General features: G+C 69.1%; 10 protein-coding genes and 2 pseudogenes. 8 read left to right on the top strand and 4 right to left on the bottom strand.

Translation table 11 applies throughout. The annotated features are described in order from the left end of the window. Positions 1–7: 7 nt before the first annotated feature. The 3 genes from ACZ3IG_RS14975 to ACZ3IG_RS14965 all read left to right on the top strand — a co-directional run bounded on the left by ACZ3IG_RS14975 (position 8) and on the right by ACZ3IG_RS14965 (position 5,388). Entirely contained in the window at positions 8–3,814 is a 3,807-nt protein-coding gene (locus ACZ3IG_RS14975) for a GH92 family glycosyl hydrolase (protein WP_467432118.1), read from the top strand. Between the two features lie 239 nt (positions 3,815–4,053). Further along, positions 4,054–4,914, top strand: coding sequence for a helix-turn-helix domain-containing protein (locus tag ACZ3IG_RS14970; RefSeq protein ID WP_467432115.1), 861 nt, complete (start codon positions 4,054–4,056; stop codon positions 4,912–4,914). A gap of 105 nt (positions 4,915–5,019) precedes the next feature. Beyond that, entirely contained in the window at positions 5,020–5,388 is a 369-nt protein-coding gene (locus ACZ3IG_RS14965) for a hypothetical protein (protein WP_467432113.1), read from the top strand. Between the two features lie 264 nt (positions 5,389–5,652). Here ACZ3IG_RS14965 and ACZ3IG_RS14960 read toward each other — a convergent pair whose 3' ends face one another. Both ACZ3IG_RS14960 and acnA read right to left on the bottom strand, forming a co-directional pair. Next, entirely contained in the window at positions 5,653–5,778 is a 126-nt protein-coding gene (locus ACZ3IG_RS14960) for a DUF397 domain-containing protein (RefSeq protein WP_467432461.1), read from the bottom strand. A 335-nt stretch (positions 5,779–6,113) separates the two neighbouring features. After that, positions 6,114–8,828, bottom strand: a complete 2,715-nt coding sequence (gene acnA / locus ACZ3IG_RS14955) for an aconitate hydratase AcnA (RefSeq protein WP_467432112.1) — start codon at positions 8,826–8,828, stop codon at positions 6,114–6,116. A gap of 315 nt (positions 8,829–9,143) precedes the next feature. On the opposite strand from acnA, the gene ACZ3IG_RS14950 reads away from it, so the two are divergent. Next, the gene (locus ACZ3IG_RS14950; protein WP_467432109.1) at positions 9,144–9,341 is read left to right on the top strand and encodes a DUF4236 domain-containing protein; all 198 of its coding nucleotides are present in this window, start codon (positions 9,144–9,146) and stop codon (positions 9,339–9,341) included. A gap of 87 nt (positions 9,342–9,428) precedes the next feature. Continuing rightward, entirely contained in the window at positions 9,429–10,958 is a 1,530-nt protein-coding gene (locus ACZ3IG_RS14945; protein WP_467432108.1) for a helix-turn-helix domain-containing protein, read from the top strand. 722 nt (positions 10,959–11,680) lie between these two features. Here ACZ3IG_RS14945 and ACZ3IG_RS14940 read toward each other — a convergent pair. Together ACZ3IG_RS14940 and ACZ3IG_RS14935 are read right to left on the bottom strand one after the other, a co-directional pair. Next, positions 11,681–11,913, bottom strand: a pseudogene (locus tag ACZ3IG_RS14940) (transposase); the annotation flags it as partial. Positions 11,914–12,128: 215 nt separating this feature from the next. Then, the gene (locus tag ACZ3IG_RS14935; RefSeq protein ID WP_467432106.1) at positions 12,129–13,067 is read right to left on the bottom strand and encodes a LysR family transcriptional regulator; all 939 of its coding nucleotides are present in this window, start codon (positions 13,065–13,067) and stop codon (positions 12,129–12,131) included. On the opposite strand from ACZ3IG_RS14935, the gene ACZ3IG_RS14930 reads away from it, so the two are divergent. From ACZ3IG_RS14930 to ACZ3IG_RS14920, 3 genes and pseudogenes are all read left to right on the top strand, one after another. Beyond that, a complete protein-coding gene (locus ACZ3IG_RS14930) occupies positions 13,062–14,687 on the top strand; it encodes an aldehyde dehydrogenase family protein (RefSeq protein WP_467432105.1) in 1,626 nt (541 codons plus the stop codon). The genes ACZ3IG_RS14935 and ACZ3IG_RS14930 overlap by 6 nt on opposite strands. Positions 14,688–14,754: 67 nt before the next feature. After that, positions 14,755–15,879: an NAD(P)-dependent alcohol dehydrogenase gene (locus ACZ3IG_RS14925; RefSeq protein WP_467432104.1), complete on the top strand. Its 1,125-nt coding sequence runs from the start codon at positions 14,755–14,757 to the stop codon at positions 15,877–15,879. Positions 15,880–16,543: 664 nt separating this feature from the next. Continuing rightward, positions 16,544–16,966: pseudogene (locus tag ACZ3IG_RS14920) on the top strand (SDR family NAD(P)-dependent oxidoreductase); the annotation flags it as partial. Positions 16,967–17,412 lie beyond the last annotated feature (446 nt).

Below are 17,412 nucleotides of genomic sequence, written 5' to 3'. Positions count from 1 at the left end.
CTGGGAGATGCAGCGCAGAACTCGGCACAGATGGGGTCCGGCGGTCGTGGTGACGACCGCTTTCGCACTGGCGGTGGGCTCGCAGGGCGCGGCGGTCGCGCTGCCGCGGGCGGCCACCGCTCCGGACCGGGAGTTCACGTCCTCGTTCGAGGCGGACGATCCGGCTCCGGACTGGCTGAACACCGTCGACACCGGCCCGGACGGCGAGAAGCGCGCCGCGGGGGTGGACGGCGGGTACAGCACCGGCATCCCCGGCAATGTGAGCGGCGACGTCACGGGCGTGCGGGCCAGCGGGGAGAACACGGGCGGCGGCGAGGTGAAGGAGAACCTCACCGACACCGAGCCCGCCACCAAGTGGCTGACCTTCGCGCCCACCGGCTGGGTGGAGTTCGACCTGGAGGCGGCGGCCGGCATCACCCGGTACGCGCTCACCTCCGCCAACGACCACGACGAGCGCGACCCGGTGGACTGGACGCTCAAGGGGTCGGCCGACGGCGAGCGGTGGACGACGCTGGACACCCGCTCCGGCGAGTCCTTCTCCGAGCGGTTCCAGACCAAGACGTACGACCTGGCCGAGAAGGCCGAGTACCAGCACTTCCGGCTGGAGTTCACCAAGAACAACGGGGCGGGCGACGCCCTCCAGCTCGCCGACGTGCAGCTGTCCACGGGCGGCAGCGAGGTCCCGGCACCCGAGGACATGCTCTCCCTCGTCGACAAGGGCCCGACCGGCTCCCCGACGGCCAAGGCGGGCGCGGGCTTCACCGGCGAGCGGGCCCTGCGCTACGCCGGGCGGCACACGGCCGACGGCCGGGCGTACTCGTACAACAAGGTCTTCGACGTGAACGTCAAGGTCGACCGTCGCAGCGAACTCTCCTACAAGATCTTCCCGTCGATGGCCGACGGCGACCTCGACTACGACGCCACCCACGTCTCCGTCGACCTCGCCTTCACCGACGGCACCTACCTCAGCGGCCTCGGCGCCACCGACGCCCACGGCTTCCCGCTCACCCCGCGCGGCCAGGGCGACGCGAAGATCCTCTACGTCAACCAGTGGAACGCGGTCGAGTCCGGCATCGGGTCGGTCGCCGCCGGCAAGACGGTCGACCGGATTCTGGTGGCGTACGACTCCCCCAAGGGCCCGGCGAAGTTCCGGGGCTGGCTGGACGACGTGTCGATCGAGCGGGCCGAGGCCGAGCGGCCCGAGGCGCACCTGGCGGACTACGCGCTGACCACCCGCGGCACCAACTCCAGCGGCAGCTTCTCGCGCGGCAACAACTTCCCCGCGACGGCCGTCCCGAACGGCTTCAACTTCTGGACGCCGGTGACCGACGCCGGTTCCACGAGCTGGCTGTACGACTACGCGCGCCGCAACAACGCGGACAACCTGCCGACGCTGCAGGCGTTCAGCGCGAGCCACGAGCCGAGCCCGTGGATGGGTGACCGGCAGACGTTCCAGGTGATGCCGTCGGCGGCGTCCGGCTCCCCGGACACCGGCCGGGAGGCCCGCGCGCTGCCGTTCCGGCACGAGAACGAGACCGCGCGACCGTACTACTACGGCGTCACCTTCGAGAACGGTCTGAAGGCCGAGATGGCGCCGACCGACCACGCGGCGATGATGCGCTTCACCTACCCCGGTGACGACGCCGGCGTCGTCTTCGACAACGTCAACGACCAGGCCGGCCTGACCCTGGACAAGGACAACGGCACCTTCACCGGCTACTCGGACGTGAAGTCCGACCTGTCGACCGGCGCGACCCGCCTGTTCGTCTACGGCGAGTTCGACAAGGAGGTCACCGGCGGCGGCTCCAGCGGCGTCAAGGGCAGCCTGACCTTCGACGCGGGCGACGACCGCACGGTCACGCTGCGCCTGGCCACCTCCCTCATCAGCGTCGACCAGGCGAAGGACAACCTGCGCCAGGAGATCGGCGCGCGCACCTCCTTCGAGAAGGTGAAGCGGGACGCCCGCGCGCAGTGGGACCGGATCCTCGGCAAGGTCGAGGTCGAGGGCGCCACGCGGGACCAGCTGACCACCCTGTACTCCAGCCTCTACCGGCTGTACCTGTACCCGAACTCGGGCTTCGAGAAGGTCGACGGGGAGTACAAGTACGCCTCCCCGTTCCAGCGGATGCCCGAGCCGGACACCCCGACCCACACCGGCGCGAAGATCGTCGACGGCAAGGTGTACGTCAACAACGGCTTCTGGGACACGTACCGGACGACCTGGCCGGCGTACTCCTTCCTCACCCCGAAGCACGCCGGTGAGCTGGTGGACGGGTTCGTGCAGCACTACAAGGACGGCGGCTGGACCTCGCGCTGGTCCTCCCCCGGCTACGCGGACCTGATGACCGGCACCTCCAGCGACGTCGCCTTCGCCGACGCGTACGTCAAGGGCGTCGACTTCGACGCGAAGGCGGCGTACGAGGCGGCGCTGAAGAACGCCACCGTGGTGCCGCCGTCCTCGGGCGTGGGCCGCAAGGGCATGGAGACCTCCCCCTTCCTCGGCTACACCTCCACCGAGACGCACGAGGGCCTGTCCTGGGCGCTGGAGGGCTACCTCAACGACTACGGCATCGCACGGATGGGCGCCAGGCTCTACGAGGAGACCGGAGAGAAGCGCTACCAGGAGGAGTCCGCCTACTTCCTGAACCGCGCCCAGGACTACGTCAACCTGTTCGACGACCGGGCCGGCTTCTTCCAGGGCAAGGACGCCTCGGGCAAGTGGCGCGTCGACTCGGAGAAGTACGACCCGCGCGTGTGGGGCTACGACTACACCGAGACCAACGGCTGGGGCTACGCCTTCACCGCCCCGCAGGACAGCCGGGGCCTGGCCAACCTCTACGGCGGACGCTCCGGCCTCGCCGACAAGCTCGACGAGTACCTCTCCACCCCGGAGACCGCCTCGCCGGAGCTGAAGGGCTCCTACAACGGCGTCATCCACGAGATGGTCGAGGCGCGCGACGTCCGGATGGGCATGTACGGGCACTCCAACCAGGTCGCCCACCACGCCCTGTACATGTACGACGCGGCCGGGCAGCCGTACAAGACGCAGAAGAACGTCCGCGAGGTGCTCTCCCGCCTCTACACCGGCAGCGAGATCGGCCAGGGCTACCACGGCGACGAGGACAACGGCGAGCAGTCGGCCTGGTTCCTCTTCTCCGCGCTCGGCTTCTACCCGCTGGTGATGGGCAGCGGCGAGTACGCCATCGGCTCCCCGCTGTTCACCAAGGCGACCGTGCACCTGGAGAACGGGCGCGAACTGGTGGTCAAGGCTCCGAAGAACAGCGCGAAGAACGTCTACGTGCGGGGGCTGAAGGTCAACGGGCGCTCCTGGAACTCCACGTCCCTGCCCCACTCCGTGCTCGCCAAGGGCGGCGTCCTGGAGTTCGACATGGGGCCGCGGCCGTCCAAGTGGGGCACCGGCGAGAACGCCGCGCCGGTGTCGATCACGACCGGCGACGAGGTGCCGGCGCCGCGCGAGGACGCCGTCTCGGGTGACGGCGCCCTGTTCGACGACACGTCGGCGACCCAGGCGACGCTGGCCCCGGCGGTGGACCTGCCGGTCGCCGACGGGACGAAAGCGGTCCAGTACACGCTGACGTCCCCGAAGGACCGCACGTCGGCTCCGACCGGCTGGAAGCTGGAGGGCTCGGCCGACGGGACGACGTGGAAGACCCTGGACGAGCGCTCCGGGGAGTCCTTCGCCTGGGACCGGCAGACGCGGGTCTTCTCGGTGAAGTCGCCGGGGACGTACGCGAAGTACCGTCTGGTGCCGACGGGCGGGGCGACCCTGTCGGAGGTCGAACTGCTCGCGTAGGCACCGCTGGTGCGAGTACCGCTCGCGCACGTGCCACCGCTGCGGCCCGCCCGGTCACCGGGCGGGCCGCAGTGCGTGCCGGGACGTGCCGGGCCTGCGCGCTCCGGCCGTTGTCCGCCCCGGTCAGGCTTTCGGCTCTATGCAGAAAGCTGCGTGCATAATGGTTCGAGCGTAATGCTAGGAACTTTCTGTGCATGGCTACCCTTTACCAGGGTACGTGCACGGTCGAAGGAGCGACGATGACACCCCCTGTGGACCCCAGTCTCAACCGGCGCAAGCTGCGCCTCGCCCTGCGCAAGGCGCGTGAGGGCGCCGGGCTCAGCCAGCGTGAGGCCGCGGAGCGGGTGGAGTGGTCGCAGTCGAAGCTCATCCGGGTGGAGACCGGGACGGTGAGCGTGTCCGTCAGCGACCTGCGCGCCCTGCTGGCGTTGTACGACGTCACCGAGCCGGACACGGTGAACGAGCTGGTGGAGGCGGCCCGGGGCAGCAAGGGCCCCAGCTGGTGGTCCCAGTACCACGACGTCGTCTCACCGCAGTTCGCCCAGTACCTCGGCTACGAGGGCGCCGCGCACGCCGTCGACACGTACCACCCGATCGTGATACCGGGACACCTGCAGACCCGCGCGTACGCGGAGGCGCTGCTCGCCGAGCGCGGACTGACCGCCGAACGGATACGCCGCGTGGTGGACTTGAGGATGGAGCGGCAGGAACGGATGCTGGACGGCACCGGCCGGCCGACGGCCACCTTCGTCCTGGACGAGGCCGCGGTGCGGCGGCAGATCGGCGGACCGGCCGTGTTCGGCGAGCAGTTGGGACAGGTCCTGGACTTCGCCGGGCGCGACGGCGTGACCGTGCGCGTGCTGCCCTTCGCGGCCGGGGCCCACTACAGCACGCTGGGCAGCTTCGTGCTGCTCCGGTTCCCCGACGACGACGATCTCGTGTACTTGGAGCACGCCGCCGGCAGCATGACCGGCGGCGAGGACCTGGAACTCCTGGCCCGGTACCAGGAGTGCTTCCAGACGATCATGGAACGGGCGCTGGACGAGACCACGTCCCTCGACCTGATCGAACGCGTCAGGCAGAACCTCGAGGCCCGCTAGAACCGCGGCACTGAGGGCGGGCAGAGGCAGGGGAGGACCGGCGTGGTCTCCAGGTCGACAGTCGAGGCGCTCCTGGAAACGGTGCGAATAGCCTTCGGCTCCAGCATGAACGACGAGGAGCTGAAGGCCCAGGCCATCCAGGACCCGGGTCAAACGGAGCGTCTCATAGCCATCGAGGCGTCCCGTGCGCGCGACAAGCGCAAGCAGACGGCGCTGATCGGCGCGATCGCGCTGGTGGCGCTCTGCATCGTGGTCAAGATGGCGCCGGTCGTCCTGAGCGCGGCCCGCGCTCTGAAGCTGCCCTGGTCCGAGATCGGCACCACGGTCGGCACCTTGGTGTCGACCGCGGCCGTCGCCGGACTCGCCTGGTGGGCGAAACGCAAGCTGAACGCCGCGCGGGGCGGTTCGGCTACTCCGCAGAACCCGCCTGAGAATCGTAGCGAGGGCGATCAGAACCAGGTGGGGACGTCGTAGGCCCGTTCCCCGCTCGCCACACCCCGGCGCCGACCGCCACGGCGAAGGCGACGGTCACCCACAGGATCCTCTTGGCGAGCACGCTGTCGACAAGCATGGACGCGACGGCGGCAGCCAGTGTCGCGAGTGCCCCGGCGGTCACGGTGAACGTGATGACACCGCCCACGAGGACGCCGGCTCTCCGCTTCCCGCCCGATTGCCGCACCGCGGATGCCTCGGCATTCATATGGCCCCCTACCGCCTGCCGATGGCTGGATAAGAACGTCACGGACCGTCCAACTCTCCTTGTTCCACGGCATGCAGGAAATGTGTCCAAGTGGAGGCGGTGAAACGCAGCCAGGAACGCGCGGGCGCCTTGGAGTCGCGCGTCAGCACTCGGCCCTCGCGCACGGCTACCTCCACACACTCGCTCTCATTGCCACATCTGCTGCTCCTGCGCCACAAGGGTTTCCCCTTATGCACTGCCCCAGCCCCCCTGCTTCCCCCACATGCCTGGATAGGTGCCCGTCCAGGTTAGTGGACGGGTGTGCACTGTCGCAGTGAGTACCCGGAATTCCCCCACCCGGAATCCTCAGCCGCGTCCGCCCCCTCACCCGAAGTGACCGAACAACCAGCGTACGTGACGCCGGTCACCCCTGGCCATACGGGAATGAGCCGGTGATACAGGCCGGGCCGTGTCCTCCGGAAACCGGCGGACACGGCCCTCAACCGCCTTGCCCCTCCGCTTACTTGCGGATCAGGCTGCGCAGCACGTACTGCATGATGCCGCCGTTGCGGTAGTAGTCCGCCTCGCCGGGGGTGTCGATGCGGACGACCGCGTCGAACTCGACGCCGGTGTCGGTGGTGACCTTCACCGTGCGCGGGGTCGTGCCGTCGTTCAGCTCGGTGACACCGGTGAAGGAGAAGGTCTCCTCGCCGGTGAGGCCGAGGGAGCCGGCGTTCTGGCCCTCCGGGAACTGGAGCGGCAGGACGCCCATGCCGATGAGGTTGGAGCGGTGGATGCGCTCGTAGGACTCGGCGATGACGGCCTTGACGCCAAGCAGCGCGGTGCCCTTGGCGGCCCAGTCGCGGGACGAGCCGGAGCCGTACTCCTTGCCGGCCAGGACGACCAGCGGGATGCCCTGCTCGATGTAGTTGCGCGAGGCGTCGTAGATGAACGACACCGGGGCGTCGGGCTGGGTGAAGTCGCGGGTGTAACCGCCTTCCGTCCCCGGCGCGATCTGGTTGCGCAGGCGGATGTTGGCGAACGTGCCGCGGATCATGACCTCGTGGTTGCCGCGGCGCGAGCCGTAGCTGTTGAAGTCGCGGCGCTCGACGCCGTGCTCCGTGAGGTACTTGCCGGCCGGGGTGTCGGCCTTGATGGCACCGGCGGGCGAGATGTGGTCCGTGGTGACCGAGTCGCCGAGCTTGGCCAGGACGCGGGCGCCGGAGATGTCCTCGACCGGCGTGGTCTCCATCGTCATGCCCTCGAAGTACGGGGGCTTGCGGACGTAGGTGGACTCGCTGTCCCACTCGAAGGTGTTGCCGGTGGGGATCGGCAGCGCCTGCCACTGGGCGTCACCGGCGAAGACGTCGCTGTAGGACTTGGAGAACATGTCCTCGCCGATGGCGCCGGCCACGACCTCCTCGACCTCGGCCTCGGACGGCCAGATGTCCTTGAGGAAGACCGGGTTGCCGTCGGTGTCGGTGCCCAGGGCGTCCTTGGTGATGTCCACCTTCATGGAACCGGCGATCGCGTAGGCGACGACCAGCGGCGGGGAGGCCAGGTAGTTCATCTTGACGTCGGGGTTGATGCGGCCCTCGAAGTTCCGGTTGCCGGAGAGGACCGAGGTGACGGCGAGGTCGTGGTCGTTGACCGCCTTGGAGACCTCCTCCGGCAGCGGGCCGGAGTTGCCGATGCAGGTGGTGCAGCCGTAGCCGACGAGGTTGAAGCCGACCTTGTCGAGGTACGGGGTCAGGCCCGCCTTCTCGAAGTAGTCGGTGACGACCTTGGAGCCCGGGGCCAGGGTGGTCTTGACCCACGGCTTGCGGGTCAGGCCCTTCTCCACGGCCTTCTTCGCGACCAGCGCGGCGGCGACCATGACGTACGGGTTGGAGGTGTTGGTGCAGGAGGTGATGGCCGCGACCGTCACCGCACCGTGGTCCAGCTCGTAGGTGGTGCCGTCGGGGGCGGTGACCTGGACCGGGTTGGACGGCACGCCGTTGGTGACGGCGGGGGCGTCGGAGGCCGGGAAGGACTCCTGGCCCGCCTCGTCCACGCTGTCGACGTAGTTGCGGACGTCCTGCTTGAACTGCTCGGCGGCGTTCGCGAGGACGATGCGGTCCTGCGGGCGCTTCGGGCCGGCGATCGACGGGACGACCGTCGAGAGGTCCAGCTCCAGCTTCTCGGAGAAGTCGGGCTCGGCGGCCGGGTCCAGCCAGAGGCCCTGCTCCTTGGCGTACGCCTCGACCAGGGCGACCTGCTGGTCGCTGCGGCCGGTCAGGCGCAGGTAGTTCAGCGTCTCGTCGTCGATCGGGAAGATCGCGGCGGTGGAGCCGAACTCCGGGGACATGTTGCCGATGGTGGCGCGGTTGGCGAGGCTCGTGGCCGCCACACCCTCGCCGTAGAACTCGACGAACTTGCCGACGACGCCGTGCTTGCGCAGCATCTCGGTGATGGTGAGCACCAGGTCGGTGGCGGTGGTGCCGGGCTTCAGCTCGCCGGTCAGCTTGAAGCCGACGACGCGCGGGATGAGCATGGAGACCGGCTGGCCGAGCATCGCGGCCTCGGCCTCGATGCCGCCGACGCCCCAGCCGAGGACGCCGAGGCCGTTGACCATGGTGGTGTGCGAGTCGGTGCCGACCAGCGTGTCCGGGTACGCCTTGCCGTCGCGCACCATCACCACGCGGGCGAGCTTCTCGATGTTCACCTGGTGGACGATGCCGGTGCCCGGGGGGACGACCTTGAAGTCGTCGAAGGCGGTCTGGCCCCAGCGCAGGAACTGGTAGCGCTCGCGGTTGCGGCCGTACTCCAGGTCGACGTTCTGCTTGAAGGCGTCGGGGGTGCCGAACTTGTCGGCGATGACGGAGTGGTCGATGACCATCTCGGCCGGGGAGAGCGGGTTGATCTTGTTCGGGTCGCCGCCCAGCTCCTTGACGGCCTCACGCATGGTGGCGAGGTCCACGACACAGGGCACGCCGGTGAAGTCCTGCATGATGACGCGGGCGGGCGTGAACTGGATCTCTTCGGACGGCTGGGCCTGCGAGTCCCAGCCGCCGAGGGCGCGGATGTGGTCGGCGGTGATGTTCGCGCCGTCCTCGGTGCGGAGCAGGTTCTCCAGCAGCACCTTCAGGCTGTAGGGAAGGCGCGCGGAGCCCTCGACCTTGTCCAGCCGGAAGATCTCGTACGACTCGTCGCCCACCTGCAGCGTGCTGCGGGCGTCGAAGCTGTTCGCCGACACGACAGTCTCCTTCATTCATGTGCGCGTACCACCGCATCCTGCCGCCACGCCGCCCTGGCGAATCCGCTAAGGTAAGGCTAAGTTAGGCAACCCTTACTGGAGCGGGCTTCGGGGCGGCGACCGCAGTACGCCTCGGCAGATATCTCGATGTCGAGATAACTCTAGTACATGGGGGCGGAACGGTCATGCCCGGACCCGGTGTGGCGTGCGCCCCACACCCGCCCCTGCCCGGGTGACCCTCGGGGCCATCAGTACGCCGAGCGGGGGTATCCGACTTGTGCCGGGGTCTCCCGGCGCGACTCGGAAGGAGGCACGATGCCCCTCACGTTCCGCAAGAGTTTCCGGATACTTCCCGGAGTGCGCCTGAACATCAACAAGCGGTCCTGGTCCATCACCACCGGCGGCGGGAACGGCCCGCGCCACACCCGCAGCAGCACCGGGCGCCGTACGACGTCAATGGACCTGCCCGGGCCGTTCGGCTGGCGCCGCACCCGCACCGCCGGGCGCCGCTGACCGACCGTCACCTCGTCGGCCTCTCGTTCGTCACCCGAACAGACCCCCCAAGAGGCGCCATCTCATATCTGAGATAGCCTCAACCTCATGGCAGACGACTACCTCGTACGCATCGGCAAGCTCATCCGTGACGCCCGGCAGCACCGCGGCTGGACGCAGTCACAGCTCGCGGAGGCGCTCGGCACCAGTCAGAGCGCGGTCAACCGGATCGAACGCGGCAACCAGAACATCAGCCTTGAGATGATCGCCCGGATCGGCGAGGCGCTGGACAGCGAGATCGTCTCTCTGGGCTACGCGGGACCGATGCACCTGCGGGTGGTCGGCGGCCGGCGCCTCTCCGGCGCCATCGACGTCAAGACGAGCAAGAACGCGTGCGTGGCGCTGCTGTGCGGCTCGCTGCTCAACAAGGGCCGCACGGTACTGCGCCGGGTCGCGCGCATCGAGGAGGTCTACCGCCTCCTGGAGGTGCTGAACTCCATCGGCGTGCGCACCCGCTGGATCAACGACGGTGTCGACCTGGAGATCGTGCCGCCGGCCGAGTTCGACATGGACGCCATCGACGCCGAGGCGGCGGTGCGCACCCGCTCCATCATCATGTTCCTGGGCCCGCTGCTGCACCGTATGGACCGCTTCAAGCTGCCCTACGCCGGCGGCTGCGACCTCGGCACCCGCACCATCGAGCCGCACATGATCGCGCTGCGCCGCTTCGGCCTGGACGTCGCCGCCACGGAGGGCCAGTACCACGCGGTGGTCGACCGCGGCGTCCGCCCCGGCCGCCCCATCGTCCTGACCGAACGCGGCGACACGGTCACCGAGAACGCCCTGCTGGCCGCCGCCCGCCACGACGGCGTCACCGTCATCCGCAACGCCTCCTCCAACTACATGGTCCAGGACCTCTGCTTCTTCCTGGAGGCGCTGGGCGTGCGGGTCGAGGGCATCGGCACCACGACCCTCACCGTGCACGGCGTCCCGGTCATCGACGTGGACGTCGACTACTCCCCCTCCGAGGACCCGGTCGAGGCGATGAGCCTGCTGGCCGCGGCGGTCGTCACGGAATCGGAACTGACGGTCCGTCGCGTCCCCATCGAGTTCCTGGAGATCGAGCTGGCGGTCCTGGAGGAGATGGGCCTCGACCACGACCGCACCGCGGAGTACTTCGCCGACAACGGCCGCACCCGCCTGGTCGACCTCACCGTCCGCCCCTCCAAACTGGAGGCGCCGATCGACAAGATCCACCCCATGCCCTTCCCGGGCCTGAACATCGACAACGTCCCGTTCTTCGCGGCGATCGCCGCCTCCGCGCAGGGCAAGACCCTCATCCACGACTGGGTCTACGACAACCGCGCGATCTACCTGACGGACCTGAACCGGCTGGGCGGCAGGTTGCAGTTGCTGGACCCCCACCGCGTCCTGGTCGAGGGCCCGACCCGCTGGCGCGCCGCCGAGATGATGTGCCCGCCCGCCCTGCGCCCGGCGGTGGTCGTCCTGCTGGCGATGATGGCGGCGGAGGGGACGTCGGTGCTGCGGAACGTGTATGTCATCAACCGGGGTTACGAGGACCTGGCGGAGCGGTTGAACTCGATCGGGGCGCAGATCGAGATCTTCCGGGACATCTGATCGGCGGGGTGTCGTGCCTCTGGGAGACGAGGGGCACGACACCCTTAAATGCCTGCTGACCTGCTGTTACACACTTGCAGGACCCTCCATTGACCATCCCTGTTCTTCATCGCCTTGCGCAACGCGCGCGCAAGATGATCTTGGATCGCTGACGGCGCGTCAGGAATGTCCGAGCACCCGCCAGTCCTCACGGGGAGTGCTCGCCGCGCACGGGCGTCAAGCGAACTACACCGCTCCGGCCAGTTCCGAGCCCGGACCTCCACGCGCACCGGCGCTCCTTCGATCATTCCGCTGACCTCCACGTCCGGGTCGGCGACCTGCTGACCGAGGCGCCCGCCGACGGCATCCGCGACACCCCTGCCCGGGCACCTCGATCTTGGGACCACCCCCGAGGGCGCGGGGAGCAGGCTTCGCGACCTGCGGTGTTGTCACGGCGACTGACGGTTCCGCATGACTTTCACTGAATCCGACATAGATGACAAAGACCGCATACGGGGCGCTACTTGCTTCCGTGGCGGCGTCGTCTGGCGGCGTTGCTCCAGCCCTTCGTGGGTGCGGAAGGTGAAGCCCTGTTCGTTGTCGGTCCCGGATCTGCGCGGACCTGGACGAACAGCTCGACGCTTTCCGCACCCGGCCGCTGGACCACATCCGGTCGCGATCCCGAAAATGCCGGCCGGGAGCTTCTTCCCCAGCCTCCTTGAGCGTCGGCGACGCATCGACCAGGCCAGCTCGAGGTCGTCGGCCTGCGTGGTCACCGTCTTCTCCCGGTGCCCGTTGCGCCAGGTGGTGCGGGTGTCGCTGCGCTCTCCCCATTCGGCGCCGATCTTCGCACTCGCCTCGGTCTTGATCAGTTCCTGCGGCAGCCGCTCGGCAACCTCTCGGACCAGTTCAAGAACAGCCGCTGAACATAGTGTGACTCAAGCAGACGAAGTAGGTCATGCCGGGACAAGGTCACCGTGCACCTCTCAAGGTTGAACTGCCCGTTCACCAAGGACAGTCGCACGGTGGCCTGCCAGTTGAGCAGGGAGTATTCACCAACAGACGGTGCACTCCAGGGAGCGGAACCCGCGCACTCAACCGCGGAGATCCCCTACACCACTCGGCGGGACGCCATCCGGGGGACAAGGCCCCGCGACAGCCACAGCGGCTGGGAGGGAACTCCGGTGAACGTCAGGCCGACGGTTCTTCTCGTGCAGCACCGGCGTCCGGCCCGGGCGTGAGATCCGCCCCGGCGCGGATCAGGAGCGAGCGCATCCACCGATGCGCCGGATCGCCCGTCAGACGCGGATGCCACAGCATCGGGTAGTCGAAGGAGGAGAACTGTTCCGGTGCCTCGGCCACGCGCAGCCCGGGTTCACGCAGGAGGCCGACGAGACGCCGGGGAACTATCGCGATCAGCCGGGTACCGCGCACGGCGGCGGCAGCCGCGGCGAAATAGGGAACGGTCAACCCGGCGGGCGGGCGGACGCCAAGCCGGTTCAGGTGCGCGTCCACCAGCATGTGTCCGCTCTCCAGGGCCGCCACGGCGGCATGCGGATACGCCCCCAGGTCGGCCGGCGTCAGCCGGTCCCGGGTCAGCGGGTGGTCCTCGGCCAGCACGCACACGTGGTCCTCGGTGAACAGCACGTGCCTGGACATCTGGGGCGGTGCCGACGCCGGGACGAACGCCATGTCCACACGGCCTCGGTCGAGATCGTCGAACGTGGTGGGACTCACCGGCTCCACGATCAATGAGATTCCCTTGGCCTGCTCGAAGAAGGCCGAGAAAACTCTGTTCCCAATGACGGCCAGGAAGTAGTCGGATGCCGCTATGCGTATCCGCCCGTTCGCCGTCGAGGGATCGAAATTCTCCTCGGTCACCAGATTTCGCAGCCTGGGCAGAATTTCCGACAGTTCGGCCTGGATGTGACGGGCGCGCGGCGTAAGGGCGTAACCGCTGGAGGTTCGTACGAGCAACTCGTCGGCGAATGCCTCCCTCAGTCTGCTCAGGGTGCGGCTCATCGCCGACTGGCTGAGGTGGAAGCGGGCTGCCGCCCGCGAGACATGCCGCTCGTCCAGCAGCACGTCAAGTGCCTTGAGCAGATTCAGATCAACACTCTCGATATGCATGGCGCGCATATTAACAGTGCTCGACATGCATTGGACGGCATGCTGGGTTGCGGTGGAAGATCGATGTGGAAGCCCGCTGTGGGCTTCATTGAGCGTCCCTGGAGGGCAGCGATGAATCACCGAATTCCCTCGCCGGTAGAAACTCGGGCGGGACGGCCCGGAAACCACCCCGCCGAATACGGGTATTTCAGTGACGGCCAGTGGCTCACGGCCGAGGCCGGTACGTTCGAGGACTTCGACCCGTGGACCGACCAGGTCTTTGCCACGGCGGCCCGTTGTGGGCGGGCGGAGACGGCGGCGGCGATCGCCGCCGCGGACCGCGCCTTCCCGGCCTGGTCCCGGACCTCGCCGGCCGAGAAGGCCCGCATCCTGCGCAAGGCGGCATCCATCGTGGAGCGGCGTCGTGAGGAGCTGGCCACCACCATGGCCAGGGAGACCGGAACCACACTGCTCAACGGCCGCTTCCAGCTCGACCTGGTCGTCCAGCTCATCGAACAGGCCGCGGGCTGGGCCTACCTGCCCGCCGGTGAACTGCTGCGCTCCGACTTCCCGGACACCACACAGACCGTGGTGCGCCGCCCGCTCGGGGTGGTCGCGAGTTTCACCCCGTGGAACGGGGCGCAGATTCTGGCCTGGCGTGCGGTCCTCTCGCCGCTTGTCGCCGGAAACACGGTGGTGGTCAAGCCCACCGAGCTGGCGCCGGTCTCGGCGGGCATCCAGGTCGCCGAGATCCTCCACGAGGCAGGTCTGCCGGCCGGGGTGGTCAACGTGGTGACGCACGGTCCCGGTGAAGCGGGCCCGATCGCCGACGAGATCTTCGAGAATCCCTCGGTGCGCTGCGTCAATTTCATCGGCAGCGTTCCCACCGGGCGCATGCTGGCCGAGCGCGCCGGAGGGGCGCTGAAGCGGTCGGTCATGGAACTCGGCGGGTACAACCCGCTGATCGTCCTGAACGACGCCGATCTCGACTACGCGGTGCGCGTGGCCACGTTCAGCGCCTTCTTCCATCAGGGGCAGATCTGCCTCAACGCCCGCACGATCCTCGTCCACCACGACCTGTACGACGTGTTCGTCGAACGGCTGGTGGCCAGGACCAGCACCTTGCGGGCCGGCTCCCCGCTGGAGGAGGGGACCTTCATCGGGCCACTGATCACGCGCGACGCCCTGCGCCGTGTCGACGAGCGCGTTCAGGACGCCGTGGCGAAGGGGGCCCGACTGCTGACCGGCGGCACCCACGACGGCCCGGTCTACGCCCCTACCATCCTGGTGGACGTACCGGAGGACGCGACCGTCTCCACGGAGGAGACCTTCGGACCGGTGGTCGTCGTACGGTCGGTGCGGAGCGCCGACGAGGCCGTCGACATCGCCAACCGCCTCGACTACGGGCTCACTTCGGCGATCCTCTCCGGCGACACCCATCGCGCCGTCCGGCTGTCGGAGCGTATTCGGGCCGGCTCGGTACGCATCAACCTGCCCACCATCGACGACGAGATACAGGCGCCGATCGGTGGTGTGCGCGACAGCGGGTGGGGCCGCAGCGGGCCCCACTCCCTGCACGACTTCACCGACCAGATCGCCATCACCGTGCAAAGCGGTGAGCGCCAGCTTCCGTCCTTCTGAGAGACAGGTGAACACCATGTCCGCTGCATCGAACCTCCCGCCCGGCCCAGGCCGGCGGAGTGCCACGGTGGGCGCGCGGCGTCGTGTCACCGCCGCCGTGGTCGACGCCACCGGTGAACCCTTCACCCTTGCCGAACTGGAGATCGACGCGCCGCGGGCCGACGAGGCCTTGGTACGCATCGATGCCGTCGGCGTGTGCCACGCCGACATCCAGGCGCGGACCGGAGGACTGCCGGTCCCGGCGCCGCTGGTGGCCGGTCACGAGGGCACGGGAACGGTCGAGGAAGTGGGCACTTCGGTGACCGGGGTGCGGCCCGGCGACCGGGTCGTGCTGACCTTCGACTCGTGCGGGCGCTGTGGCCGGTGCCGGGCCGGCGTCCCCAGCCAGTGCGACCACTTCGTGTCCCGCAACTTCACCGCCGGCACCCGCGAGGACGGCACCGCACGCCTGTGGCGCGGCAGCGACCCGGTGAACGGCAACTTCTTCGGTCAGTCGGCGTTCGCCTCCTACGCTCTGGTGAACGAGCGCAACGCGGTCGTCGTCGACAGCGACCTGCCTCCGCACTTGCTCGCTCCCTTCGGCTGCGCGGTACAGACCGGGGCGGGCAGCGTACTGGGCGTCCTCGCCCCCGAGGCCACGGCTCCGGTGGTGGTGATCGGCGCCGGTGCCGTGGGCCTCTCGGCGGTGATGACGGCCGCACTGGAGGACCGCACGGTGGTCGCCGTGGACACCCGCGACAGCCGTCTGGACCTGGCCTTGAAGGTCGGCGCCACCCATGTGGTCAACGCGTCCCGCGACGCCGCCGACGAAGCGGTCCGGTCCATACTCGGCGGCGGCGCCCCCTACATGCTGGAGAGCAGCGGATCTCCGGCGGCGCTGCGGGACGGTGTCCGGGCTCTCGCCACCGGCGGTACCCTGGCCGTCGTGGGCACCGCCCAGGTGGGCGCCACGATCCCGCTGGACGTCATGGACCTGGTCAATGGCAGCAAACGACTCGTCGGCGTCGTGGAGGGATCCTCACGCCCTCACGAACTCATCCCCCGCCTGGTGGCGATGGCGGAACGCGGGGATCTGCCGGTCGAACGGTTCGTGACCACCTTCCCCTTGAACGACGTCGCCGCCTGGAGCGAGGCGGTCGAGAGCGCGGAGGTCGTCAAGCCGGTCCTGCTGCCAGCCGCCGAACCAGCCTGAACCGGTGCGGAGGAAGGGGTTCCGCGAGGGCGGCGAGGCTCCCCGGCCTGGTAGGGGGCGGCGTCTGCTGGTCCGGCCGGAGGGAGGTCCTGGTTTCCACCCCCTGGGTCCCCGACATCCTCGAGAAGCAGACCTCCGGGGCGCCGACCAGATCCGGGAGGCCCGTCCGCAGCGGACGCGGCCCGCACTGCCGCCGGGGGAGCGAGTACGAAGTCACACCGCGCTCGACATCAACGCTGCCTGAGCGCATCTGATCACCCGCCCGTCCGGACCGAGCACCGCCGGTGCGAGCCGCCAGAGATCCACGAGTCGTACCTACGTGATCGTCGGCCCCGACCCGCCGGCCCGCCGTCCGCAGAGCGGCCCCGGTCTCGAAGCGGTTGAACATCATGTCCCGCACCCGGAACCCGCGGGACCGTGCCGAGAAGTCGGACACGGTCGTCCGGCGGAAGGGCGCCGGCGCGAAGGTCTCGCCCATCCGGCTCCGCCACTCGTGTGCGAAGTCGCTGAAGGCGTTCGCGCCGCTCACGTCCGCCGAGAAAGTGCCGCTCATCGTTGTCGCGCATCTCCCGTTCGGCCTGACGCGCCGGTCCGAGGCGCCGAGACCACACGCTTCCTACCGTTGTTCCGGCATGCATCGAAGCTCCGACATCCGCGGTCCGGAATGTCGATACAAGGATCACGAGGTGGCGAATTGAGCACGCTCGCGATCGTGGGCGCAGGCCCTCAACTCGGGCGCGCGATCGGCCGGCGGTTCGCCGCCGAAGGGGTCGACGTGGCGCTGATCGCCCGCAGCCGCACGACGCTGCAGGCAGTGGCCGACGACCTGTCCGACACGGGCGTGCGGGCCGAGGTGTTCCCCGCCGACGTGACCGATCGTCCCGCTCCGCACGCGGCGCTGACCGCCGCCGAGGAACGGCTGGGACCGATCGACATACTCGAGTACTCGCCCGCGCCGTCCCCGGCTGACCTGCGCCGGGCGCCGCTGGTCGAGGCCACGAAGGTCACCGTCGACTCGGTTCTGGCCCAGCTGGACCTCTACCCGCTCGGGGGCGTGGCGGCGGTGCGGCACGTCCTGCCCGGCATGCTGGAGCGCGGCACGGGGACGATCCTGGTCAGCAGTGGCGCGGGGTCGGGGCCGGTGATCGCCCCGCACGTGGCGGACGTCCAGATCGCCACCGGCGGGATGCGTAACTGGATCCTCGACCTGCACGCGGCGCTCTCCGGCACCGGCGTCCACGCCGCGCACGTGGCGATCGCCGCCTTCATCGGCCAGGGGGCCACGACTCCCAGCCGCAGACGATCGCCGACGCCTGCTGGCGGCTGCACAGCGGGCACAGCGAAGCCGAGCTGGTCTCCCAGGATCTGCCGGACGACTACCTGGACCGGGGACTGGCCGGCAAGTTCGTCGAGCCCTGAGCCGCCGGCGGCTGCACGGCCGAAGCAGGCACAGAGCGGTGTGCCGTTCCGGCTGTCCACGGCGGCGGCGCCGTGGACAGCCGGAACGGTGACAGGGGACCGGGCCGTGGCAGT

It is taken from the genome of Streptomyces sp. NPDC016677 (genome assembly GCF_055562815.1).
This window is presented reverse-complemented; position numbering and strand designations above follow the sequence as displayed.

Excerpts from the sequence above, each read along its gene's own strand:
- ACZ3IG_RS14975 (WP_467432118.1), top strand. The coding sequence starts at position 8 with ATGCAGCGCAGAACTCGGCACAGATGGGGTCCGGCGGTCGTGGTGACG.
- ACZ3IG_RS14970 (WP_467432115.1), top strand. The coding sequence starts at position 4,054 with ATGACACCCCCTGTGGACCCCAGTCTCAACCGGCGCAAGCTGCGCCTC.
- ACZ3IG_RS14965 (WP_467432113.1), top strand. The coding sequence starts at position 5,020 with ATGAACGACGAGGAGCTGAAGGCCCAGGCCATCCAGGACCCGGGTCAA.
- ACZ3IG_RS14950 (WP_467432109.1), top strand. The coding sequence starts at position 9,144 with ATGCCCCTCACGTTCCGCAAGAGTTTCCGGATACTTCCCGGAGTGCGC.
- ACZ3IG_RS14945 (WP_467432108.1), top strand. The coding sequence starts at position 9,429 with ATGGCAGACGACTACCTCGTACGCATCGGCAAGCTCATCCGTGACGCC.
- ACZ3IG_RS14930 (WP_467432105.1), top strand. The coding sequence starts at position 13,062 with ATGCATGGCGCGCATATTAACAGTGCTCGACATGCATTGGACGGCATG.
- ACZ3IG_RS14935 (WP_467432106.1), bottom strand. The coding sequence starts at position 13,067 with ATGCATATCGAGAGTGTTGATCTGAATCTGCTCAAGGCACTTGACGTG.